The sequence below is a fragment of the Tissierella sp. MB52-C2 genome (genome assembly GCF_030931715.1).
Taxonomy (GTDB): Bacteria; Bacillota; Clostridia; order Tissierellales; family Tissierellaceae; genus Tissierella.
In genome coordinates this window covers 1,699,175-1,722,538 of record NZ_CP133261.1, presented here as the reverse complement: position 1 = coordinate 1,722,538, position 23,364 = coordinate 1,699,175, and the positions used below count along the sequence as shown (strand labels likewise).

Annotated in this window: 25 protein-coding genes; 23 read left to right on the top strand and 2 right to left on the bottom strand. The window is 29.9% G+C overall.

What is annotated here, in order from left to right; genetic code table 11:
- Nucleotides 1-33: 33 nt before the first annotated feature.
- A complete protein-coding gene (locus RBU61_RS08655) occupies nt 34-1,278 on the bottom strand; it encodes a nucleotidyltransferase (RefSeq protein WP_308879293.1) in 1,245 nt (414 codons plus the stop codon).
- A 112-nt stretch (nt 1,279-1,390) separates the two neighbouring features.
- Here RBU61_RS08655 and RBU61_RS08650 point away from each other — a divergent pair, with 112 nt between their 5' ends.
- From RBU61_RS08650 to RBU61_RS08545, 22 genes are all read left to right on the top strand, one after another.
- Nucleotides 1,391-2,587, top strand: coding sequence for an acetate kinase (locus RBU61_RS08650; RefSeq protein WP_308879292.1), 1,197 nt, complete (start codon nt 1,391-1,393; stop codon nt 2,585-2,587).
- A 66-nt stretch (nt 2,588-2,653) separates the two neighbouring features.
- The gene (locus RBU61_RS08645; RefSeq protein WP_308879290.1) at nt 2,654-3,172 is read left to right on the top strand and encodes a DUF177 domain-containing protein; all 519 of its coding nucleotides are present in this window, start codon (nt 2,654-2,656) and stop codon (nt 3,170-3,172) included.
- A gap of 13 nt (nt 3,173-3,185) precedes the next feature.
- Complete coding sequence (gene rpmF / locus RBU61_RS08640) at nt 3,186-3,365, top strand: 50S ribosomal protein L32 (RefSeq protein WP_072972552.1); 180 nt, start codon at nt 3,186-3,188, stop codon at nt 3,363-3,365.
- 236 nt (nt 3,366-3,601) lie between these two features.
- Nucleotides 3,602-4,624, top strand: coding sequence for a phosphate acyltransferase PlsX (gene plsX / locus RBU61_RS08635; protein WP_308879288.1), 1,023 nt, complete (start codon nt 3,602-3,604; stop codon nt 4,622-4,624).
- Nucleotides 4,614-4,847: an acyl carrier protein gene (acpP, locus tag RBU61_RS08630; protein WP_374212499.1), complete on the top strand. Its 234-nt coding sequence runs from the start codon at nt 4,614-4,616 to the stop codon at nt 4,845-4,847. The genes plsX and acpP overlap by 11 nt, the downstream gene beginning before the upstream one ends.
- 49 nt (nt 4,848-4,896) lie before the next feature.
- Entirely contained in the window at nt 4,897-5,619 is a 723-nt protein-coding gene (gene rnc / locus RBU61_RS08625; RefSeq protein ID WP_308879286.1) for a ribonuclease III, read from the top strand.
- Entirely contained in the window at nt 5,612-6,697 is a 1,086-nt protein-coding gene (locus tag RBU61_RS08620; RefSeq protein WP_308879285.1) for a radical SAM protein, read from the top strand. Before rnc ends, RBU61_RS08620 begins: the two co-directional genes overlap by 8 nt.
- Nucleotides 6,698-6,760: 63 nt before the next feature.
- A complete protein-coding gene (smc, locus tag RBU61_RS08615) occupies nt 6,761-10,339 on the top strand; it encodes a chromosome segregation protein SMC (protein ID WP_308879284.1) in 3,579 nt (1,192 codons plus the stop codon).
- Between the two features lie 10 nt (nt 10,340-10,349).
- Complete coding sequence (gene ftsY / locus RBU61_RS08610) at nt 10,350-11,633, top strand: signal recognition particle-docking protein FtsY (RefSeq protein ID WP_308879283.1); 1,284 nt, start codon at nt 10,350-10,352, stop codon at nt 11,631-11,633.
- Nucleotides 11,634-11,716: 83 nt separating this feature from the next.
- Nucleotides 11,717-12,100, top strand: coding sequence for a YlxM family DNA-binding protein (ylxM, locus tag RBU61_RS08605; protein ID WP_308879282.1), 384 nt, complete (start codon nt 11,717-11,719; stop codon nt 12,098-12,100).
- Nucleotides 12,100-13,440 carry a signal recognition particle protein gene (ffh, locus tag RBU61_RS08600; protein WP_308879280.1) on the top strand — a complete coding sequence of 447 codons (1,341 nt, stop codon included), beginning with the start codon at nt 12,100-12,102 and terminating at the stop codon, nt 13,438-13,440. Before ylxM ends, ffh begins: the two co-directional genes overlap by 1 nt.
- A gap of 33 nt (nt 13,441-13,473) precedes the next feature.
- The gene (gene rpsP, locus RBU61_RS08595; protein ID WP_308879279.1) at nt 13,474-13,731 is read left to right on the top strand and encodes a 30S ribosomal protein S16; all 258 of its coding nucleotides are present in this window, start codon (nt 13,474-13,476) and stop codon (nt 13,729-13,731) included.
- Between the two features lie 33 nt (nt 13,732-13,764).
- The gene (locus RBU61_RS08590; protein WP_308879278.1) at nt 13,765-13,995 is read left to right on the top strand and encodes a KH domain-containing protein; all 231 of its coding nucleotides are present in this window, start codon (nt 13,765-13,767) and stop codon (nt 13,993-13,995) included.
- Nucleotides 13,996-14,041: 46 nt separating this feature from the next.
- Nucleotides 14,042-14,545 (top strand): ribosome maturation factor RimM, encoded by a 504-nt coding sequence (rimM, locus tag RBU61_RS08585; RefSeq protein WP_308879277.1) that lies wholly within the window; start codon nt 14,042-14,044, stop codon nt 14,543-14,545.
- Nucleotides 14,542-15,267, top strand: coding sequence for a tRNA (guanosine(37)-N1)-methyltransferase TrmD (gene trmD / locus RBU61_RS08580; protein WP_308879276.1), 726 nt, complete (start codon nt 14,542-14,544; stop codon nt 15,265-15,267). Before rimM ends, trmD begins: the two co-directional genes overlap by 4 nt.
- Nucleotides 15,268-15,380: 113 nt before the next feature.
- The gene (gene rplS / locus RBU61_RS08575) at nt 15,381-15,728 is read left to right on the top strand and encodes a 50S ribosomal protein L19 (RefSeq protein WP_308879275.1); all 348 of its coding nucleotides are present in this window, start codon (nt 15,381-15,383) and stop codon (nt 15,726-15,728) included.
- Nucleotides 15,729-15,773: 45 nt separating this feature from the next.
- Nucleotides 15,774-16,622, top strand: coding sequence for a ribosome biogenesis GTPase YlqF (gene ylqF, locus RBU61_RS08570; RefSeq protein WP_308879273.1), 849 nt, complete (start codon nt 15,774-15,776; stop codon nt 16,620-16,622).
- Between the two features lie 11 nt (nt 16,623-16,633).
- Nucleotides 16,634-17,242 (top strand): ribonuclease HII, encoded by a 609-nt coding sequence (locus RBU61_RS08565; protein WP_308879271.1) that lies wholly within the window; start codon nt 16,634-16,636, stop codon nt 17,240-17,242.
- Nucleotides 17,243-17,262: 20 nt separating this feature from the next.
- Nucleotides 17,263-18,699, top strand: coding sequence for a hypothetical protein (locus tag RBU61_RS08560; RefSeq protein ID WP_308879270.1), 1,437 nt, complete (start codon nt 17,263-17,265; stop codon nt 18,697-18,699).
- Between the two features lie 4 nt (nt 18,700-18,703).
- Nucleotides 18,704-18,991: an EscU/YscU/HrcU family type III secretion system export apparatus switch protein gene (locus tag RBU61_RS08555; RefSeq protein WP_308879268.1), complete on the top strand. Its 288-nt coding sequence runs from the start codon at nt 18,704-18,706 to the stop codon at nt 18,989-18,991.
- On the top strand, nt 18,981-19,334 hold the full coding sequence (locus RBU61_RS08550; protein WP_308879266.1) for a YraN family protein: 354 nt from the start codon (nt 18,981-18,983) through the stop codon (nt 19,332-19,334). The genes RBU61_RS08555 and RBU61_RS08550 overlap by 11 nt, the downstream gene beginning before the upstream one ends.
- A gap of 74 nt (nt 19,335-19,408) precedes the next feature.
- The gene (locus RBU61_RS08545; RefSeq protein WP_308879265.1) at nt 19,409-20,536 is read left to right on the top strand and encodes a YifB family Mg chelatase-like AAA ATPase; all 1,128 of its coding nucleotides are present in this window, start codon (nt 19,409-19,411) and stop codon (nt 20,534-20,536) included.
- Here RBU61_RS08545 and RBU61_RS08540 read toward each other — a convergent pair.
- Nucleotides 20,439-22,175: a recombinase family protein gene (locus tag RBU61_RS08540; protein WP_308879262.1), complete on the bottom strand. Its 1,737-nt coding sequence runs from the start codon at nt 22,173-22,175 to the stop codon at nt 20,439-20,441. The two genes, RBU61_RS08545 and RBU61_RS08540, sit on opposite strands and share 98 nt — an antisense overlap.
- Nucleotides 22,176-22,275: 100 nt before the next feature.
- On the opposite strand from RBU61_RS08540, the gene RBU61_RS08535 reads away from it, so the two are divergent.
- Nucleotides 22,276-23,364 carry a 3'-5' exonuclease gene (locus RBU61_RS08535; RefSeq protein WP_308879259.1) on the top strand — a complete coding sequence of 363 codons (1,089 nt, stop codon included), beginning with the start codon at nt 22,276-22,278 and terminating at the stop codon, nt 23,362-23,364.

The following is a 23,364-nucleotide window of genomic DNA, read 5'->3' as shown; positions in this document are numbered from 1 at the left end:
ATATTATGAAATATAGTAGGACAATATGATGAGTTATTTAATATAAGGTGAATTATAATAATCCATATTTGACATAGTCATAGAAGATTCTAGTCCTATGAAGAATATATCTGTTGCTTTTTTATCAAACCTAAGAATTTTTTCTAAGGAATTATTTTTAAAATGTTTATAATCAGCAAATTTAGTTATAATAGGTAAAGAAGAATTTTTCTTGATTTTATTAATAAGTGCTAAGCCGTTTTTTCTAGCGCCTAAGACACGAATATAAGAGGGATAGATATTATAAAGTTCCCAGAAAGTATCTTTATCAAGTTGATTTAGTAGATGAATAAATAATCTTTGAATACGAGTTCTAGGATAACGCTTAGTTACAATATTGTTAATTATTTCTTTAATATCATTATTTTTATTTCCCTGTTGAACTATTCTATTTTCAAGACCAGGTTCTATATCTAATAGGCATTGAAGTTTTTCTATGTCCATAGTTCTAATTAAATAAAGTAATATTTGATTATAATTTTCTATAAGATTAAATTTATTATATTTCTTTAGATATTTTTCTAGGTGATAATATGTTTCAAAGGGTACTAAATCTTTTATAGAAGGTAATCCATTGCTTATAATGGAGTTTCTTATTCCAGTTGCACTGGCAAAATCATTAGATAAGTTTAAATCATTATAATCCTTACCAGATCTTTTTATTGTAACAGGCTTTATTGTAGAATTTATATTTATTAAACTTTTTAAATATTCAATTCCTAATATATTATTAGATTTATTAAGTATTTCTTCATAGTTATAAGTATTATTAGGATAATAATCATTGATATAATCATGGAGAGCATTACTTCTTGAGACAGAGTAAGATAGGCCTAAAGATAGATTGGACTTTAATTTTTCTTTATAAAAATCTGGTTCACGAGCCAATATGGAAGCCAATGTATTTAAAGGTTCTAAGTCTCCGATTTCACTACCAAAAGATACATAATCTACAATGTTTAGACTATCTAAAAGTTTTATACCGCCATAGGCAAATAATTCTGCACTTTGTGTTGAAAAGATAAATGGTAGTTCTAAGACTAAGTCTACACCATTATCTATTGCCATTTTGGCTTTAGTCCATTTATCGATAAAAGAGGGCTCACCCCTTTGTAAAAATGAACCACTCATTATTGCGATGGAATAATCAGCCTTAGTTTTTTTGATAGATTCTTCTAGGTGGTATTTGTGACCAAAATGGAAAGGATTGTATTCAGTAATAAGTCCAACTACTGTCATAATAACCTCCAAAATTATATTTTCTTTTATTATACCATATAATGTTGATTTTTTAACACAAATGTAATATTATGAAATAGATAAAAACAATTAATTAGGAGGAATAAGAAATATGAAGATTCTTGTAATCAACTGTGGAAGTTCTTCATTAAAATATCAACTTATAGATATGAATGGAGAAGAAGTACTATGTAAAGGACTTGTAGAAAGAATAGGAATCGAAGGTTCCAGAATTAAACACGATACTACAGGTAAAGAAAGAGTAATAATTGAAGAGCCAATGGCTAACCATAAGGTTGCTTTAGGTTTAGTACTTAATGCTGTTATTGATCCAAATCATGGAGCTATAAAAGCCATGGATGAAATAGGAGCAGTAGGACATAGAGTTGTACATGGTGGAGAAACATTTGCTTCTTCTGTAATAATAGATGATGAGGTTATGAAAGTTCTTGATGAATGTATTGAGCTAGCACCTTTACATAATCCACCAAATATTACTGGAATAGAAGCTTGTAAAGAATTAATGCCAAATACACCAATGGTTGCAGTATTTGATACTGCATTCCACCAAACAATGGAATCCGATAATTATATATATCCTATTCCTTATGAATACTATGAGAAATATAAAATAAGAAGATATGGTTTCCATGGAACTTCTCATAAATATGTGTCCTTAAGAGCAGCTGAAATATTAGGTAAAGATGTTAAAGATTTAAATATTGTTACTTGTCACTTAGGAAATGGTTCCAGTGTATGTGCAGTAAAAGGTGGAAAATCCATGGACACAAGTATGGGATTCACTCCTCTAGAAGGATTAGCAATGGGAACTAGATCAGGAGATATAGACCCAGCTATAATTCCATTTATCATGGATAAAGAAGGTATGACTTTTGAAGAAGTAAACAATATGCTAAATAAACAATCAGGTGTACTAGGAATATCTGGAGTTAGCAGTGACTTTAGAGACTTAGAAATAGCGATGGGAGAAGGAAATTCTAGAGCAAAACTTGCATTAGACGTATTCGTTAATAGAGTTAAAAAATATGTAGGTGCTTATGTAGCTACTATGTGTAGTATAGATGCATTAGTATTTACAGCAGGTATTGGTGAGAACTCAGGATATATTAGAGAAAAAGTTTGTGAAGGATTAGAGTGTTTAGGAATTAAAATTGATAGTGAGTTAAACAATGTAAGGGGCGAAGAAGCTCAACTTAACAAGGATTTAACTTCAGCTACAATACTTGTTATTCCTACAAATGAAGAATTAATGATAGCTAGAGATACATTGGAATTAGTATCTAAATAATATTATTCTTGACAAATTCATGCCTCCTTTATATAATTATCTTTGTTAGTCTAAGAGGTGAAAAGTATGATAATTGACTTATCAAGTTTTCTTGATGGAACTAATGATTTTTTGCACTTTGAAGGACAATTAGAATTAAAGGCCTTCAATTTAGGTGCGAGAAACATTGAGATAGTTGGACCCGTAAAATATGAAGGTGGAGTATTTAAGGTAGATGGGGAAGGGACAATAGACATTAAGGTGAATTATACCTATAGTGAAAATTGTCATAGATGTTTAAAACCTGCTACTAATCAAATAAAAACTAGAGTATCTGGAAAACTTGCAAAAGGAAAAGGAATGTCTGATGAGGAATATGACGGATATGATGAGATATTCTCATATGAGAATGATTTTTTAGAAATCGATGATTATATTCTAAATCAAGTGGTTGTTTCTTTACCTATGAAATCCTTATGTGACTCTGATTGCAAAGGATTATGTTCTATATGTGGAACAGACTTAAATAATACAAAATGTAATTGTATTCAGGAAAATATTGATCCAAGACTTGAAAAACTAAAGAATTTTTTTCCTAAGAATTAAGGAGGTGTTTTAAATGGCAGTACCAAAGCGTAAAACTTCTAAAGCTAGAAGGGATAAAAGAAGAGCTTCTTCTTATAGACTAAACAAAGCTACAGTTGTTGAGTGTCCACAATGTCATGAACCAAAACAACCACATAGAGTTTGTAGATCATGTGGCTATTACAAAAACAGGGAAGTTATAGCAGTAGAATAATAAAAAAAGATAGTGCTTGCCACTATCTTTTTTTATAATCAAAATAGGAAAGTTTTATTTTGTATCTTTTTCATTTTAGAACTAGATTTAATCTCAATGAATTTCAAAAAAAGTTATCTTAAAATGTTTTAATGGAAAGTTTTTTATAATACATATTTTAATCTTGCATTTTATTTTAGTCTAATATATATTAAATATCAGTGGCTTTAAAATACATGGCATTGGGGGAAAAGGTTATGAAAATTATTGTTGATGCTATGGGTGGAGATAATGCACCAGTTGAAATAGTTAGAGGAACTATAGATGCTGTAAATGAATATGGTATTAATGCCATATTAGTAGGCAAGAGTAATGTCATAGAAATCGAGTTAGAAAAATATGATTATGCGAAAGAGAAAGTGGAAATCATAAATGCAGATGACGTAATAACCAATGATGATAATCCGGCTATGGCAATTAGAAGGAAGAAAAACTCGTCTATGGTAGTAGGCTCTAAAGCATTGGTAGATGGGCTGGGAGATGGCTTTTTATCTGCAGGAAGTACAGGAGCTTTATTGGCTTCAGGAATGTTTATAATTAAGAGAATAGATGGCATAGATAGAGCAGCTTTATCAGTAATGTATCCTACCTTAAAAGGATTTTCTTTATTATTAGATGCAGGTGCTAATGTGGATTGCAAGCCTGAGTATTTACATCAATTTGCTCTAATGGGATCTATTTATATGGAACATGTTATGGGAATAAATTCACCGACAGTGGGACTTGTAAACATAGGTGAAGAAAAAGGTAAGGGAAATTTATTATCTAAAGAAACCTATGAGTTAATAGAAAAATCAAATTTAAACTTCAAAGGAAATATTGAAGCGAGGGAATTACCAAATGGAGATGTGGATATTATAGTAGCTGATGGATTTGTAGGAAATATAGTGCTAAAGCTGACTGAAGGAATGGCTATGTCTATTTTCTCAATATTAAAAGAAGAGTTTACAAAGAATTTTAAGACTAAGATAAGTGCAGGTTTGTTAAAGCCAGAACTAAGGAACATAAAGGGAAGAATGGACTATAGAGAACATGGCGGAGCTCCTTTACTAGGATTAAAAAAACCAGTAGTAAAGGCTCATGGTAGTTCAGATGCCCTTGCAATTAAAAATGCTATTAGACAATTAATAAAGTTTATTGATAAAGATGTAATAAAAATAATTGAAGACAATAAGCATTTACTAAATAATAATTTGGAGGTTGATGATAATGGCTTATAAAAAAATAAAGGAAATAATTGCTACACAATTTAACGTTGATGAGGATGAGATTACAAAAGATACTTCATTTAAAGACACTTTAAATGCCGATTCTTTAGATTTAGTAGAGTTAGTTATGGCATTGGAAGATGAATTTGGACTTGAAGTTGAAGATGAAGATATGGAAAACATAAAAACTGTAGGAGATGCAGTTGAATATATTACAAATGCTTTAGAAGAATAATTGGGCCATATGGTCCAATTATTCTTCTAAAAAATTGGAGGTAGTAGTTGTGAAGGAAAATAATAAGGGAGTTAAATGGTTAGAACCGTTGGAAAAAAACTTACACTATGATTTTAAAGATATTAACTTATTAAAAAAGGCTTTAACCCATAGCTCTTATGCAAATGAAAACAAATTAAAGATTACAGATAATAATGAGAGACTAGAATTTTTAGGAGATACAATTGTAAGTTTAATAGTAAGTCAGTATCTATATAAAAAGTATCCAAATTATCCAGAGGGAGAATTAACTAAAATAAGAGCAAAAGTAGTATGTGAATCTTCTTTAGCCTTTGCTGCTCAAAAGATTGAACTAGGAAAATATCTTTTATTAGGCAAAGGGGAAGAGAGCACTGGAGGTAGAGAACGAGAATCTATTTTAGCAGATGCAACGGAGGCTTTAGTGGGTGCTATTTATATGGATAGTGATTTTGAAACTGTAAATAAGCTATTACTTCAAAATTTTGAAGCAGATATTGTATATGCAGTAGCTAAAGGAGCATTATTTATTGACTATAAAACTGAGCTACAGGAAAATCTCCAGAAAATAACTAGGGCAAAGATAGAATATAGAGTTGTAAAAGAGGAAGGACCAGACCATAACAAGATATTTTATATGAATCTAATTGTAGATAATAAAATAGTGGGAACGGGTACAGGAAGAAGTAAAAAGGAAGCAGAACAGATGGCTGCTAAGGAAGCTCTTTTAGTAATGGATGAAATGAATGAGTAGACATTATATAATTCCAATATTTGTACCTCATTATGGATGTCCCCATGATTGTGTTTTTTGCAATCAAAAAAAGATTACAGGTCTATCTACAGATATGACTCAAGAAGAAGTTCAAAGAATAATAGAAGATCATCTAATGACATTTAAACCAAATTCCACTATAGAAGTGGCTTTCTATGGAGGTAGCTTTACGGCAATCGATATAGAAATACAAAAACAATTATTATCTATTCCATATAAATATAAAAAAGAAGGAAAGATAAATGGGATTAGATTATCTACTAGACCAGACTCAATAGATGAAGTTATATTAAATAATTTAAAGAATTATTCAGTAGATACTATTGAATTAGGTGTCCAATCTCTAGACGAAAATGTATTATATGAAAGTGGGAGAGGACATAAATCTGAGGATGTATATAGAGCTTCCAAGCTTATTAAGGAGTTTGGATTTAATCTTGGGTTACAGATGATGATTGGATTACCCTCTGATACTATGGAAAAGTCTCTTAATACTTGTAAAGAATTTATTAAATTATCGCCAAATTGTGTAAGGATATATCCAACTTTAATAATAAAAGAAACTTATTTAGAAAAACTTTTTTTAGATAAAAAATACAAACCATTATCTCTTGAAGAAGCCATAGATATTTCTTCTGTTTTACTTATGCTTTTCCAAATAAATAATATAGATGTTATAAGAATAGGGCTACAACCAACTGAAAATATTCAATTGGGGAAAGATGTTGTAGCAGGGCCATTTCATCCTGCATTTAGGCAGTTGGTAGAATCCAATATATTTAGATTGCTGTTAGATTACTACTTTAGGACTAAAGAAATAAAGACAGATAACAAAACCTTAGTAATAGAATCTAATAGTAAAAAAGTATCTTCAATAGCTGGACAACAGTCTACAAATATAAAATACTTAACTCAGGAATATAAATTTAATAAAGTAAAGATATATTCAAAAGCTTTAGATATAAATCATATTAGTATTACAATTGATGAAATTTATGATAAAATAAATATGAAACTACTAATGGAATCCTACTTAAAGGAGAATTCTATTATTTAGATTAATATAAAGGTTTCCTACGAATTGGAAACCTTTAGTTATAATAGGTAAGAGGTGTTATGATTGCAGCTAAAGAAAGTAGAAATTCAAGGGTTTAAATCGTTTGCTGATAAAACAGAAATTAAGATTAAAAACGGTATTACAGCTATAGTAGGGCCAAATGGAAGCGGGAAGAGTAACATATCTGACGCCATAAGATGGGTTCTAGGAGAACAAAGTGTAAAAAATCTTAGGGGAAGTAAGATGGAAGATGTAATTTTTGCAGGTACAGGTAAGAGAAAGCCTTTAGGATATGCAGAAGTTACTATTACCTTTAATAATAAAAACGGACAGATACCAATTGATTATGAAGAAATAGCCGTTACTAGAAGAATGTTTAGATCAGGGGAATCGGAATATTATATAAATAAAAATTCATGTAGGTTAAAGGATATTCGTGAACTATTTATGGATACTGGAATAGGTAAAGATGGATATTCCATAATAGGACAAGGGCGAATAGAGGAAATACTAAGCAATAGGCCTGAAGATAGAAGACATATTTTTGAGGAGGCAGCTGGAATAGTAAAATATAAATCAAAGAAGGAAGAGGCTGAAAGAAAGCTAGATAAGACTCAAGATAATCTAATAAGAATTAAGGACTTAATATTTGAACTATCTAGTCAGCTGGAAGTGTTAGAAATTCAGTCTGAAAAAGCTAACTATTTTACTGAATTATATAATAGATTAAAGGAGTTAGAAATAAACCTATCTATAAGAGATATAAGAAAGCTGAATATCCAAATAGACGAAATAAATGAAGAAAAAACCATATTAGAAAAAGAGTTAAACCAAAAAGTATTAGATAGAGATTTATTTGAAAACAAGTTTAATTTACTTAAGAAAACCATAGAAGAGTTAGAATCTAATATAGAAGATTATAGAAATAAAAATTCAAGTATTATAAATGAACTTGATAAAGATCAAAATCAAGTTGCAATAATTGAAGAAAAGGAAAGATTTTACAATAAGGATTTAGATAGATTAAAAGAAGAAAAAACAAATTTAATTAATAGATTAGAGGAGCTAAGTATAACTAATGATGATTTAATTAAAGAGAAGTCATTGGCGGAAGAAGAATATAACATACTCCTGGAAAGATATAATGAAAAAAATATAGAGCTAGAAAAAGAGCTTGAAACATTGCAGGAAAAAGAAAAACATATAGAATTAGAAAAAAATAATATGATAAAAATATACAATAAATCCTCTGATAGGAAATCAGAATTAAATAGTATTAATTCTTTTAATGAAAATATTGAAAAAAGAATATTTCAATTAAAAAAAGAAATAGACTCAATGTATACTGAAAAAAACTCAAATGCTAATTTCTATGATGAGGTATCTAAGAAAGAGGAAGATTTACAAGAAGAACTCTCAGCTTTGAATCAGAGTTTACAGTCTATAAAAGGAAAAGAAAAAGATACTAGTGAGTTATTAGAATCTATAAATAAAAATATAAATACTAATAATATGGAAATTCAATCAAAGACTTCTAGTTTCAAATTGCTTAAAAACATGGAAGAAGACTATGAAGGATATTATAAGGGCGTAAAATCCTTATTAAAGGCTGCTAAAAGAGAGTCACAGCTAAAGGAAGGTCTTATAGGTGTAGTAGCAGAACTTATAAAAGTAGATGAAAAGTTTGAAAGAGCAATAGATATTAGTCTAGGTTCCAATGTTCAAAATATAGTTACTGAAACTGAAGGAGATGCAAAGAGAATCATAGAATATCTAAAACGTAATAAATTAGGTAGAGTAACATTTTTACCCCTTAATGTTATAAAAGGAAATACTTTAGATATAAGCATTCAAGATAGAGAAGAATTTAAAATACATGGTCTAGGTTATGAATTAGTAGATTATAATAAAAAATATGAAAGTATATTTAAGTTTTTACTTGGACGAACTGTAATAATTGAGAATATGGATTATGGAATAAAGCTTGCAAATAAATATAATCATTCTCTTAGAATAGTTACACTTGATGGGGAAGTTTTAAACCCAGGTGGTTCCATGACAGGTGGAAGTCAAGGGAATAGTAGTATTAGCATAATAAGTAGAAAAGGCAGAATAGAAAAATTACTTAAAGACATAGAGAAATTAAATAAAGTACAGGAAGAATTAAATCAAGAAAAAACCATTTATATAAGCAAGTTAACAGAATTTAAAGAACAAATAATTGAATTGGATAAATCCATTAAGGAAACTGAACATTCAATAATAAATATAGGGAATCAAAAAGAGAAATATATAAGTGAGATCAATAGACTAAAGGAGTCTATTGAAAAAGCAGAAAAGGAAATAAATAATTTAGATACTGAGGTCAAGGAATATAAAAATAAGGAAATAGAGATTATTGATTTATTATCAAAACTAGATAAAGAGATTATAGATAAAAAAGAGGAAATTAAAAATCTAACTATTGCCTATAATGAAGAAAAGTCTATTAGAGAAGAAAAAATGAAGAATATTACAGATACTAAGATAAGCCTTAACCTACTCAATAGTAATATAAACAATTTACAGGAAAAATGGAATAAAAATAAAGCAGAAGTTCATAGTATTAATAACTCTATGAAAGAAAAAGAAGAAATGATAATATTGAATATGGAAAATATAGACGAAATCAACAAAACTAAGGCAAACTTAAATAAAAAGATAGAAGAATTAAATTTGATTGCCCAAGATATAAAAAGAGAATTAGAAGATTTAATATCTAATAAGACTAAATTTATGGAGGAATTTTACTCTGAACAAAATAAATTAAATGAAATAAATAAAGCAATGGGAGAATCTGAAAAAAAACTTAATTCAAATGAAGTCAAACTGGCTAGAATGACTGTACAGTTGGAAAACTATCATAAAAAGTTAAATGATGATTATGAATTATCCTTTGAAGAAGCATTGAATTATGAAGTGGAAATTAAAAATATTCAAGAAGCAATAATAGAATCTAGAAAATTAAAAGTTGAAATTAAAGAATTGGGTACAGTAAATCTAAGCTCAATAGAGGAATACAAAAACTTAAAAGAACGACTAGATTTTATCCTAGAACAACAAAGAGATTTAATAAATGCTAAGGAAAACTTAAAAGAAGTTATAAAAGATATGGAAACCAATATGAAAACGCAATTTATTATGAACTTTAAGAAGATAAACGACAATTTCCAAGACATATTCAAAAATCTATTTAATGGGGGACAAGCAGAGCTAGTTTTAGAAGATGAGGAAAATATATTAAACTCTGGAATCGAAATTAAAGCTCAACCACCTGGAAAGAAACTTCAAAGTCTAACTTTGTTATCAGGAGGAGAAAAATCTTTAACGGCAGTGGCTTTATTGTTTGCAATTTTAACATTAAAACCTTCACCATTTTGTATACTGGACGAAATAGATGCAGCTCTTGACGAAGCAAATATTAGTAGGTATACTAATTATCTGAAAACCTTCTATGAGAACACCCAGTTTGTTTTAATCACCCATAGAAAGACTACTATGGAAATAGCAGATATATTATATGGAGTAGCTATGGAAGAAGAGGGAGTATCTAAATTAATATCGGTTAAACTAAAAGATAATATTGATGAAATAGCGAGTTAGGGGGAGAAAAATGTTTAAGTGGTTAAAAAACTTAGGAAAGAAAAAAGAAGACATTGATTTAAAAGAGGAAATCCTAGAAAGTAATAAAGAAGAACTAGAGCAGCAGATAGAAGAAATAGAGGAACTAGAGCAAATAGAAGAAAAGGAAGAGACAACAGAAGATTCAAAAGAAATAATAGAGACAGAAGATATTAAACAGCAAATTGAAGAAGCGGAAGAAGTAGAAGAGATTATTGAGGAACTGGAAGATATAGTAGAAGAAATAGAGGAAATAGAAGAGAAACTAGAAGATGCTGAAGATATACAAGAAGAAATTGTAGATGAATTAGTGGAGCCGGAAGAAGTAGAAGAAGATGTAGTAGAAACAAAACCTAAAAAAGCTGGATTTTTTCAAAAACTTATGAGTGGTCTAACTAAGACTAGAGATGATATTACAAATAAAATAGATAGTGTACTAAAATCCTATAAGAAAATTGATGAAGAGTTATTTGATGATTTGGAAGAAGTATTAGTTACTGCAGATGTTGGAGTAAATACGACAATGGAATTAATCGATAGGTTAAGAAACAGAGTAAAAGAAGAAAAAGTAACTGAGCCAGATAATGTAAAGGAACTTCTAAAGGATGAAATCAAGAAAATCATGTTAGAATCCGTTTCAGACAATAATTTAAATATAGAACCTTCTCCTGCTTTAGTTTTAGTTGTTGGAGTAAATGGTGTTGGTAAAACTACTACCATAGGAAAGTTATCTAATAACTTTAAAAAACAAGGAAAGAAAGTTTTAATAGCAGCAGGAGATACTTTCAGAGCTGCAGCCATTGAACAATTAGAGGAGTGGGGAAGTAGGGCTAACGTCGATGTAATATCTCATAGTGAGGGTGCAGATCCAGCTGCCGTTATCTATGATGGTATTCAAGCAGCTAAGGCAAGAAAAACTGATATATTAATCTGTGATACAGCTGGTAGACTTCATAATAAATCTAATCTTATGAACGAGTTAAATAAAATATTTAGAGTTGCAGAAAGAGAATATGGAGATGCTACAAAAGAAGTATTATTAGTACTTGATGCAACAACAGGACAAAATGCTATTAATCAAGCTAAAGTATTTAAAGAAGTTGCAAATATAACAGGCGTTGCTCTTACTAAGCTTGATGGAACAGCAAAGGGTGGAGTTATTATAGCCTTACAAGCGGAGTTGAACATACCTGTTAAATTAGTTGGTGTAGGTGAAGGAATAGAAGATTTACAGCCATTTATTGTTGAGGATTTTGTAGAAGCTCTATTTAATTAATAGTTGTTGACAAAAGGGAAATCTTATACTAGAATAATACTGTCAAGTAAAATGCTTGACAGTATTATTTTGTTGGTGATATAATGGTTGAGAAACTTGTTGAAGTAGGAATTTTATTTGATTTTTATGGAAAGTTACTTAGTGAGAAACAATATTTAGTAATAGAACTATATTATATTCATGATTTATCCTTAGCTGAAATTGGTGATGAACTTGATGTTACAAGGCAGGGGGTTTTTGATCTTTTAAAAAGAGCAGAACAAAAGCTTTACCAATATGAAGAGAGTTTAAGGCTAGTAAAAAAGTTTTATTCAAGTCATAAAGAAATTAAGGATATAGTCGAAATCGCCGAAGATATTATAAAAATTGCAAAAGATCGAAATGACAATATAATTGAAAATAAGGCAATAGATATTAACAAGATTTGTAAAAAGATACTCCATAATAGCCGGGAGGTGGTGGACTAATGGTATTTGAATCTTTATCAGAAAAACTTCAAAATGCTTTGGGGAAATTAAAGGGAAAAGGTAAACTTTCAGAAAAAGATGTTGATGTAGCCATGAGAGAAGTAAGGCTCGCTCTTTTGGAAGCAGATGTAAACTTTAAAGTCGTAAAAGACTTTACAAAGAAAGTTAAGGAAAGAGCAATTGGCTATGAAGTAATGGAAAGTTTAACACCTGGCCAACAGGTTATAAAAATAGTAAATGAAGAGTTAACTAATTTAATGGGAGAGAAAGAAGCTAAATTAAATTTTGCCTCTACTCCACCAACAGTAATTCTTATGTGTGGTTTACAGGGTGCTGGTAAAACTACTACTACTGGGAAGTTGGCATTTAATCTAAAAAAACAAAACAAAAGACCTTTATTGGTTGCCTGTGATGTTTATAGACCTGCAGCTATTAAACAACTTGAAGTAGTAGGAGAAAAGGTTGATGTTCCAGTGTTTTCAATGGGGGACAAAATAAACCCAGTAGACATAGCAAAGGCTGCCTTAGAGCATGGAAAAAGAAATGGAAACGATGTAATAATAGTGGATACTGCGGGAAGGCTTCATATCGATGAAGAATTAATGGATGAAATAAAGAATATCCATGATGCGGTTAATCCAAATGAAGTCCTATTGGTACTTGATGCTATGACGGGACAGGATGCAGTTAATGTGGCTGAAACTTTTAATGATAAACTAGGGATTACAGGAGTTATACTTACTAAGCTTGATGGAGATGCTAGAGGTGGAGCAGCTTTATCCATTAGGGCAGTAACAGAAAAACCTATAAAGTTTGCTGGTATGGGAGAAAAGTTTGATCAATTAGAACCTTTCCATCCAGATAGAATGGCTTCAAGAATATTAGGTATGGGTGATGTACTTAGTTTAATTGAAAAGGCTCAAGCTAATATAGATGCTAAGAAAGCAATAGAATTGGAACAAAAAATTAGGAATCAGGAATTTTCCTTTGATGACTTCTTAGATCAGCTGGAACAAATGAAAAGTCTAGGACCTATTGATCAATTGATAGGTATGATTCCAGGAATGAACTCTAAAGCATTGAAAGGTTTAGATGTAAATGAAAAAGATATTAATAGGATTAAGGCAATAATTCAATCTATGACTAAGAAAGAAAGAGATAATCCTGATATTATAGATAGTAGCAGAAGAAAAAGAATAGCCCAGGGTAGTGGTACTTCAGTCCAAGAAGTAAACAAAATCTTAAAGCAATTTAAAGAAACTAAGAAAATGATGAAAAGGTTTACTGATATGGAAAAAACAATGAAGAAAAAAGGGAAATTTGGATTCCCCTTTTTCTAAATAAATAGTCAAATTTTTAAGGAGGTGAAATAAATGGCAGTTAAAATTAGATTAAGAAGAATGGGAGCTAAGAAAAACCCTTTCTATAGAATAGTTGTTGCTGATTCTCGTGCTTCTAGAGATGGAAGATTTATCGAAGAAATTGGCTATTATAATCCATTAACTGAACCTAAAACAGTTAAGATAGATAATGAAAAAGCAATTAACTGGATTAAAAATGGAGCAAAACCAACTGATACTGTAGATAGATTATTTAAACAAAATGGTTTATATGAAAATCAAGCTGAATAATCCTTAAGGAAGAGTATCTAGGAGGTGCTAAAAATGGGAGAATTAGTAGAATTTATTGCAAAGTCTCTTGTAGATAATCCAGATGATGTGGTAGTCAATGAAATAGAGGGCAGTCAGTCTGTTATCATTGAACTTAAGGTTCACCCTGAAGATATGGGTAAAGTAATAGGAAAACAAGGTAGAATTGCTAAGGCCATAAGAACAGTAGTTAAGGCAGCAGCAATCAAAGATAACAAAAGAGTTGTCGTAGAAATTATTCAGTAAGGGATTAGAAGACCTAATCCCTTAAAATATTGGAGATAGGTGAAAAATGGAATATACAATAGTTGGTAAAATAATAAGCTCTCATGGAATAAAAGGTGAGGTAAAAATATACCCATTAACTGATAACCTTAATAGATTTGATTATTTGAAAACTGCATATATTGGTGATAAAAAAATCAAAGTAAAACTAGAGAAGGTAAAATACCATAAAAACCTAGCAATATTAAAGTTTAAGGAATTTAACGATATAAACGAAATAATTCCTTTTAAAGATAACTTTATATATGTTGATGAAGCTGAGAAAGTTGTTTTACCAGAAAATCATTTTTTTATCTATGATTTAGTAGGCTCTAAGGTTTTTGATACTAAATCTCAATTAATAGGAATTTTATCAGATGTAATCCAAGGACCTAGTAATGATATATATATAATAAAAGATATGGAAAAAGATAAAGAATATCTTATTCCAGCTGTGAAGCAATTTATTGTCGATGTTGATATAGATAATAAAAAAATAGTGATTGACCCTATAGAGGGAATGATAGAATGAAAATAGATATATTGACTTTATTTCCTGAGTTTTTTTCACCTCTACTAAATTGGAGTATAATAGGTAGGGCCTATGAAGAAAATAAAGTTGAAATAAATAGTATAAATATTAGAGACTTTTCCAAAAATAAGCATAAGAAAGTAGATGATTATCCTTTTGGAGGTGGCTCAGGTATGGTTATGAAGCCGGAGCCAATTTTTGATGCTATAAATAGTGTTCAAAAATATAATTCTAGAACAATATATTTATCACCTCAAGGAAAAAGATTTGATCAGAAGCTTGCCAATGAATTGGCTAAGGAAGAACATTTAATTCTTTTATGTGGTCATTATGAAGGTATAGATAATAGAATTATTGACAATTATGTAGATGAGGAAGTATCTATTGGTGATTTTGTATTAACAGGTGGAGAAATTCCTGCAATGATACTTATTGATGCAATTGTAAGATTATTGCCTGGTGTACTTAGATCAGATGAATCATATATGGATGAATCCCATTATAAAGGTTTATTAGAATACCCTCAATATACAAGACCGAGAGAGTTTAATGGCCATTTGGTGCCAGAAGTATTACTTTCAGGCAATCATCAGAAGATAGAACAGTGGAGAAAGGAAGAATCCTTAAAATCTACTTTTATTAAGAGGCCTGATTTATTAGATAATAAGACTTTGACTGAAGAGGAGAAAGTTATTCTATCAAAAATAAAGAAAGTTTTATGATTACAATTTAGTTGTAATTGAATTATACATATGCTATAATACCTAGCGTATGGAATTACGGATGGTCCTCTGCCATGTGGTAAGAACATCTAAGGAGAAGGGAGGTCTATACAGTGGATATAATTAGAATGTTAGAAGATGAACAATTAAGAAATGATTTACCTAGCTTGAATGTAGGAGATACTGTTCAAGTTCATTACAAAGTTGTTGAAGGAACTCGTGAGAGAATCCAAGTATATGAAGGTACGATAATCAAAATTCAAGGTGGCGGAGCAAGAGAAACATTTACAGTAAGAAGATTATCTTATGGAGTAGGTGTTGAAAGAACTTTCCCTATACATTCTCCAAGAATTGAAAAACTAGTAGTAACTAGAAGAGGTAGGGTAAGAAGAGCTAAACTTTACTATCTAAGAGATAGACAAGGTAAAGCTGCTAAAGTTAAAGAAAAAAGATTTTACTAATTTATTGGGACTTTATAGTCCCAATTTTATTTAGGTGGTGAAATAATGAATATTAACTGGTATCCAGGACATATGAAGAAGACAAGGGAATCTATACAGAAGTCTCTTTCCATGGTCGATGTTGTTTTTGAGTTAATAGATGCTAGAATACCAGCCAGTAGTCAAAATCCTATTATCGACTCCATAGTTGGAGAAAAACCTAGAATTATTATTTTAAATAAGTCAGATTTGGCAAGTAACAATGGAAATAAATTGTGGCAGGATTATTTTTCAAATAAGGGAATTAAATCACTTACCATGGATGCTTTAGAAGGAAAGGGAATAGATAAATTACAAGAACTTTCCTATGAGGTTACAAAAGAAAAAAGAGAAGCTTATGAAAAGCGAGGAGTAATCAATAGACCTACTAGAGCCATGATACTTGGTATCCCCAATGTAGGTAAATCTACATTAATTAATTCTTTATCAGGAAGAAAAGGTGCTAAAACTGGAAATAGGCCGGGAGTGACCAAGTCTAACCAATGGATTAAAACAAAGACCAACTTAGAGTTATTAGATACTCCGGGAATATTATGGCCTAAATTTGAAGACAAAGAAGTAGCTCTAAACCTTGCTTTTACAGGTGCGATTAAAGATGAGATATTAGATACAGAAACCTTAGCCCTTAAACTAGTGGAAAGGCTTGCGAAATATTTTCCAAATCTTTTAAATAATCGTTATAATGTGGAATTGGAAGATAAAACTTCTTTAGAAGTAATGGAGGATATAGGCAAAAAAAGAGGATGTATAGTCAAAGGTGGAGAAATAGATTATACAAAGGTAAGCAATATCTTATTAGATGAATTTAGAAAAGGTATAATAGGTAAGATTACCCTTGAATTCCCTGAAGACTAGGAGAGATAGTTGTGATAGAATTTGAACGTAAAGATGAATTATTAAGATATGAAAATATTGCTTGTATAGATGAAGTAGGTAGAGGTTGCTTAGCTGGGGATGTGGTTGCCTGTGCAATAATAATGCCACATGGGATAATAATCAATGGAGTAAAGGATTCTAAAAAACTTTCTGAAAAAAAACGTGATATTTTATATGATGAAATACTATCTAAAGCTATAGCCTGTGGCATTGGCAGAGTAAACTCTAGTATAATAGATGAGATTAATATAAAAGAAGCTACTCGTTTGGCTATGAAATATGCAGTGGAAAATCTGAAAGATAAAGAAGGAAATAAGATAGATCCAGATTTTCTACTTATTGATGCAGAAAAGGTTGATCTGAATATACCTCAAGAATCTATTGTAAAGGGAGACGATAAATCTCATGGAATAGCTTGTGCATCTATAGTAGCTAAAGTCTTTAGAGATAGATTATGTATAGAATGGGATAAAGAATTTGAGGGATATAATTTAAAAAAACATAAGGGATATGGTACTAAGGAACATAGAGAGTGTTTACAAAACCTAGGACCATCACCTATCCACAGAATGACATTTTTAAAAAATATATTAAAGTAGGTTTAAAAAGGGGGATTTAATTGAAAATCCAAAGTCTCTTGTTAAATAATATAATTTTAAAAAATAAAGAAGATATGTTTAAAGAAGGAAATATTTTAGAGGGAAAGATTGTAGATATACTGGGAAAAAATATAATTATTGATATTAAAAACTATGGGACATTTGAAGCAAATCTAGAAACAGATTTAAATATAAAATTAGATGATGAAGTATCATTTTTAGTTAAATCATCTGATGATAATAAGGTTCAATTAAAACCTTTAGTTCAGGAAGAGCTCATATCATATAAATCAATCCATAAGAAAGAAAATGATTCTATTATAAAGCTTTTAAAAGGTCTAAATATAAAAGAGACTAAAGAATCCATTGAAATTGTAAAAAGTTTGATGAAATATAATATTCCCATAACTGAAAAAAACTTAAATTATTGCATAAAAACATTAGACAAACTATACCAACTGTCAAATTTAAAAGAAGATGATAAGGTTATTTTATTAAATTCAACAAATTTAAATGAAAGTTTAGCAGAAGATAATGATATTTCTGTGGAAAAAATGGATATAAAATCCTTTTTGATTATAGATAAAGATGAATTTAAAGAATATAGGGATATAAGTCAGCAAATCAAGAACTTCATGGGAAACGAATCTAAAGTCCTTATGGAAAATCAACCTAAATTAAGTATAATAAAGGGGACAGAAGAAAGCATAATAAATAATATTGATATAGATTTTTCTGATGAAGATATAAAAATAATTACTTTCTTTTTAAAGAACAATATAAAATCTTCATTAAATAATATCAAAAATATAAGAGACTTCAATGAAGACCCTATTGAATTTTCAAAAGACTTTAAAGAGATTGATAATATATTGAGTAAAATAAAGTCTCCTGAGCTTACCAAAGCTAAAGCTATGTCTTATGAAGATAATATACTAAAGAATATTAACTTAATTAAGGATGAAAGAGTAGTAGAGTTACAAAAAATTATTAACAATTTAAAAAACGATTCAGATTTACAATTAAGAGAAGATTTAAATAGATTAGAAAGCAAAATCGATTTTTTAAATGAAATTAATAGAGATTTATCATTTGTCTTTTTTCCAATTAATTATGAAAAAAGAAATTTAGATGGAATAATAACATTAATAAAGGAAGATAAAAGAAAAAAAAGAAATAATGATAAAATTAATATATTTATAAACCTTGAAACTCATAATCTTGGAAATATTAAGGTATCTTGCGAATTATCATCTAATAATCTTTATATAAAAATAAACGTAAAGAGGAAAGATTTAGAATTATTTAAATCAACTGAACAACATTTGGTTGAAAAAATTCAATCAATAGGTTATAGTCTAGACAGGGTTGAATTTATTATAGATGATAATATAGAAATAATAGATACTATAATTCCTAATCCAGTTCCAACCTATATCTTAGATTTAAAGGTGTAATGCTATGAAAAAAGAGAAAAAGATTCAAAATAAGGCTGTTGCATTATCCTATAATAAGGAAGAGATAGCTCCGAGAGTTATAGCCAAGGGGCAAAATCTTGTTGCAGAAAAGATAATAGAAAAAGGAATAGAGGAAGATATTACCATCTACAAAGACGAAAACTTAGTTGAAAACCTTATGGGACTTGAGTTAAATGAAACTATTCCTGAAGAGTTATATGATGCTGTTGCAGAGATAATCTTTTATATATATAATTTAGATGCTCAAAGAGGTAGAGAATATGGGAAATAATATAGACAAAGGTAGACAAGGAGAATTAACAGCTAAGGAATACCTTGTTGCAAAGGGCTATAATATTTTAAATTTAAATTATAGGAATAAAATTGGAGAAATAGATATAATTGCTTTAGATAAGGATATATTAGTTTTCATTGAAGTTAAGACAAGGACAAGTGTGAAGTTTGGTTATGCATACGAAGCCGTTAATAGAAAGAAACAAGAAAAGATTATTTATTGTTCTCATTTATATATGAAGCAAAATAAATTGTTAAACTATCAGATGAGATATGACATAATAGAAGTATATTTGACACCAGAATTAAGAATAAATCATATTGAGAATTCTTTTTGTTGATTAAACTTAGAAAAATGCATATTTTCGCCATTACCCAGGTAATAACATAATTACATATAGAAGAGGTGTTTATTATGTATTCAAAGATTAATACTTGCGTATTACAGGGACTAAATGGAAATATTGTGGAAGTTGAAACTGATTTATCAAGAGGACTTCCAGTCTTTAATATAGTTGGATTACCGGACACATCTATAAAAGAATCTAAGGAACGTGTCAGAACAGCTATAAAAAATAGTGGATATGAATTTCCTTTAAGTAGAATTACAATTAACTTAGCACCAGCTAATTTAAAAAAAGAAGGCTCGCAGATGGATTTAGCAATTGCCGTAGGCATTTTAAAGTCATCTGGGATTATATCAGAGTTTGACATTAATAATACAATTTTTATTGGAGAACTTTCATTAGATGGAAAATTAAATCCAGTTCAGGGTGCATTACCGATGGTAATTGCCATGAGGAAATGGAATATTTCTAAGTGTATAGTTCCATATGAAAATAAAGATGAGTGCAGTGTTATAGAAGATATGGAAATAATACCCATAAAAAATTTAAAAGATGTAGTGGACTTTTTAAATAATGAATTACATATAAATCCATATATAAGAGAAAAAGAATTAATAAATCCAAATGATGATAATCATTTTTTAGATTTTTCTGACATTAAAGGACAGGCAGGCTTAAAAAGAGCCTTAGAAGTAGCTGCTGCCGGGTCACATAATATGCTTATAATAGGGCCGCCTGGGGCTGGAAAAACCATGGCAGCCAAAAGACTACCTACTATAATGCCTGAATTATCATTTGAAGAATCAATAGAAGTAACTAATATCTATAGCATATCAGGACTTTTGCCCCCTAATTCTTTAGTTAAAGATCCACCTTTTAGATCTCCTCATCATACAGCATCAGCCATATCTTTAATAGGTGGTGGCAGAGTGCCAAAACCTGGTGAAGTATCATTGGCACACAATGGAGTTTTATTTTTAGATGAATTGCCTGAATTTCCTAAAAAGGTATTGGAGGTATTACGCCAACCATTGGAAGATGGAATTGTTACTATTTCAAGGACAAGTGCTAGTTTGACTTATCCCGCCAAGTTTATGTTCATCGCCAGCCTAAATCCTTGTCCATGTGGGAGCAAAGAGCAAGGTCATTATATTCTTGAAGTGATTTCCCAGGTAAAAAGTACAATGTCAGCTTAACTTTATTTCTATCCATAGAAACTTCTTTAACTATACTGTTAAGGAGTTCTTTTTTTTGCTCAAAACTTAAGTCTTTATAATTATGTTTTAAATTCTTAATATATTTCTTTACTGTATCAATATCGAATTTATCTTCATAATAATTATTGCTCAATTCAATATTGATTTTTTCTAGCTCATTTCTAACCTCGATTTTTTTATTTTCAAGGTCCTTGTATTTTCTTTTTATCATGAGTTCGGGAAGGATGTTTTTTGATAATGCATCTACCAAGTTATTGATTTCAGAATCAATATTACTTAGATCTGATTTTAATTTATTTGCTTTTGACATAAGAGGAGTACGCTTATCTTCTATATCGTTGTTTGTAGCCTCTAAAATCGATTTTAAAGAGTTTTCATTGTCTATTAAAGCAAATATATTAGATAGGACTAAGTCTTCTAGAATATCGGCTCTTACATTGCTATTGTCGCATAAAATTTTAGACTTTATTTCTCTAGTGAGACATCTAAAGTAATGATAGTATCCTTTGGATTTATCGCTTGTTTTATGAGAACCAAAAATAGACATTGCAGAATTACACCTACCACATCTGACTAATCCAACCAGAGGAGATCTTATACTTTGTCCTGTTCGTGGAGGTTGGCTTTTATTCTTACTCAATTTATGCTGTATTTTTGCAAAAGTTTCTCCAGGAATAAACCCTTTATGCTCTCCAATGCTTAAAATCCATTCTGTTTCATCTCTAAGTCTTGATGTTTTCTTATATGGCTTTCTTCTATTATAAAACATTAGTCCATGGGTGCCGTTCCAGTTTTCTTTCTTCCTAGCTTTGTCTGAAAAAATACCAGTAAAATTATCCTTAAAATATTCATATGAATCTTCATCTGCAATACAGTATAGAGGATTTTGAAGTATTCTTGACATTTGACTTGAATTCCAATAAGCACCTCGTTTAGTCCTATAACCTAATTCATTTGCCTTCGTGACATTACCTCTAATAGAGCCATTAGTTTCAAGATACCATTCAGCGAACTTTTTTATAAAAGCTGACTCTCCTTCATTTTCTATCAAATAAGTAATTTTTTTATTTCCTTCGCCATCCCTATACTCTACTAATTCTGAATAAGTATCAAATCCGTATGGAACGGGGCCACCATTCCATCTACCTTTTTCGGCAAGATAGATCATATTATCTCTTACTTGCATGGCGGTATCTTCTCTACCTAGTTGACCAAAAACTGCTGTCATGTACATAGCAGCTCGACCTGTTGGAGTAGAGGTATCAAAGTCTTGACTTATGCTTGTAAATCCAACTTCTAACTCTTGAAACTCATCCATTAGAATAGTAAAATCTTTCATATTTCTAGCAAATCTATAAATATGATATACAACTACATAATCAAATTCATTATTCCTAACTTTTTTCATCATCTCAAAGAAATCTGGTCTATCCGTATCTTTTCCAGAGTAGTCATAATCTACGTAAACTATATATCCCCATCCTTTGTAATCACATAATGCAATACATCTAGCAATTTGATTTTCTATAGATTCTCCCATCTCTGTAGCTCTAGATTTTCTAGTGTATATAGCTGCCAAAGGAGCACCAGGTATTATTTTCATTTGCCTTTCTTTCATTTATTTATCCCTCCAAAACATGTGTTTTCTTGATATTATAGCATAAATAGGTTAATATGTAAGCAAATGGTATAATATGGTAAAAGGTGGAGGGGGAAAAATGATAGATCCTAGCGTTCTTGAAGAGCTTAGAAAAGATATAGAAAAGAAGGAAAAATGGTTTATGCCCGAATCAGAACTAGATGACAACCAGAGATATATGTTATATTCTAAGAGCAGTAAATTAATAGCAGAAGGCAGTGCTGGAAGTGGAAAAACGTTATTGGCCTTACATAGATTACACAGAACAATTGAAGGAAATAATGAAAATGTACTTTTTGTAGTATTTACTAGTACGTTAAAAGAGTATATCGAGTCTGGAATAAGTGAACTATTAAAGTCAAGTTTAGGACAAGCTGATATATTATATATCGAGAAATTAAAAAAAGAGAATATAAAAGAAAAGATAAAAGACAACTTTTATGATTATGTAATAGTGGATGAGGTTCAGGATGTACCAGAGAGAATATTAAAAAAGCTAGTAGGTGCTGCTAAAAAGGGAGTAATTTTGTTCGGTGATGATGCTCAACAGATATACTATAGAATTGAAACTGGAATAAGTATTGATGAGATAAAAGAACGGGTATTTGAATCAGATGTTGATCATATAAAGCTAGAGCATAACTATAGAGTTCCAAGGGAAGTTATGAAGTTTTCGGAAATGATTGTAAGTGGAAGTGGAGACCTTGTGGAAAAATGTAAAAACAATATAGGAACTATCACCATAAATAAATTGTCTGATAAAAAAGAAGAGATATTATATATCTATAATACTATAATAGATAAAGGCTTAAAAGATGTAGTTGTTTTGTATCCTAAAAATGAAGACGTAGATACAGCTAGTGATATATTTAAAGAGATAGATAAAGAGTTTTTAATAGAGACAAAGTCAGGAAAACTATCTGATAACTTGAACTTTGAAACAGACTTACCTAAAATAATGACATTTCATAGTTCAAAAGGGTTAGAGTTTAAGGATGTTTTTATACCTAGTTGCAATCAGATAGAGAATTTCATTCCTGAACAGTTTAGGAGAGCATTTTATGTAGCTACAACAAGAACAAATGAGAATTTATATTTAACTTATTATGAAGATACTCAAAATGATGCTATGAAAGAAATAAGGAAATATAAAGAAAGATATATTTAA

Excerpts from the sequence above, each read along its gene's own strand:
- RBU61_RS08655 (WP_308879293.1), bottom strand. The coding sequence starts at position 1,278 with ATGACAGTAGTTGGACTTATTACTGAATACAATCCTTTCCATTTTGGT.
- RBU61_RS08650 (WP_308879292.1), top strand. The coding sequence starts at position 1,391 with ATGAAGATTCTTGTAATCAACTGTGGAAGTTCTTCATTAAAATATCAA.
- RBU61_RS08645 (WP_308879290.1), top strand. The coding sequence starts at position 2,654 with ATGATAATTGACTTATCAAGTTTTCTTGATGGAACTAATGATTTTTTG.
- rpmF (WP_072972552.1), top strand. The coding sequence starts at position 3,186 with ATGGCAGTACCAAAGCGTAAAACTTCTAAAGCTAGAAGGGATAAAAGA.
- plsX (WP_308879288.1), top strand. The coding sequence starts at position 3,602 with ATGAAAATTATTGTTGATGCTATGGGTGGAGATAATGCACCAGTTGAA.
- acpP (WP_374212499.1), top strand. The coding sequence starts at position 4,614 with ATGGCTTATAAAAAAATAAAGGAAATAATTGCTACACAATTTAACGTT.
- RBU61_RS08620 (WP_308879285.1), top strand. The coding sequence starts at position 5,612 with ATGAGTAGACATTATATAATTCCAATATTTGTACCTCATTATGGATGT.
- ftsY (WP_308879283.1), top strand. The coding sequence starts at position 10,350 with ATGTTTAAGTGGTTAAAAAACTTAGGAAAGAAAAAAGAAGACATTGAT.
- ylxM (WP_308879282.1), top strand. The coding sequence starts at position 11,717 with ATGGTTGAGAAACTTGTTGAAGTAGGAATTTTATTTGATTTTTATGGA.
- ffh (WP_308879280.1), top strand. The coding sequence starts at position 12,100 with ATGGTATTTGAATCTTTATCAGAAAAACTTCAAAATGCTTTGGGGAAA.
- rpsP (WP_308879279.1), top strand. The coding sequence starts at position 13,474 with ATGGCAGTTAAAATTAGATTAAGAAGAATGGGAGCTAAGAAAAACCCT.
- RBU61_RS08590 (WP_308879278.1), top strand. The coding sequence starts at position 13,765 with ATGGGAGAATTAGTAGAATTTATTGCAAAGTCTCTTGTAGATAATCCA.
- rimM (WP_308879277.1), top strand. The coding sequence starts at position 14,042 with ATGGAATATACAATAGTTGGTAAAATAATAAGCTCTCATGGAATAAAA.
- trmD (WP_308879276.1), top strand. The coding sequence starts at position 14,542 with ATGAAAATAGATATATTGACTTTATTTCCTGAGTTTTTTTCACCTCTA.
- ylqF (WP_308879273.1), top strand. The coding sequence starts at position 15,774 with ATGAATATTAACTGGTATCCAGGACATATGAAGAAGACAAGGGAATCT.
- RBU61_RS08555 (WP_308879268.1), top strand. The coding sequence starts at position 18,704 with ATGAAAAAAGAGAAAAAGATTCAAAATAAGGCTGTTGCATTATCCTAT.
- RBU61_RS08550 (WP_308879266.1), top strand. The coding sequence starts at position 18,981 with ATGGGAAATAATATAGACAAAGGTAGACAAGGAGAATTAACAGCTAAG.
- RBU61_RS08545 (WP_308879265.1), top strand. The coding sequence starts at position 19,409 with ATGTATTCAAAGATTAATACTTGCGTATTACAGGGACTAAATGGAAAT.
- RBU61_RS08540 (WP_308879262.1), bottom strand. The coding sequence starts at position 22,175 with ATGAAAGAAAGGCAAATGAAAATAATACCTGGTGCTCCTTTGGCAGCT.
- RBU61_RS08535 (WP_308879259.1), top strand. The coding sequence starts at position 22,276 with ATGATAGATCCTAGCGTTCTTGAAGAGCTTAGAAAAGATATAGAAAAG.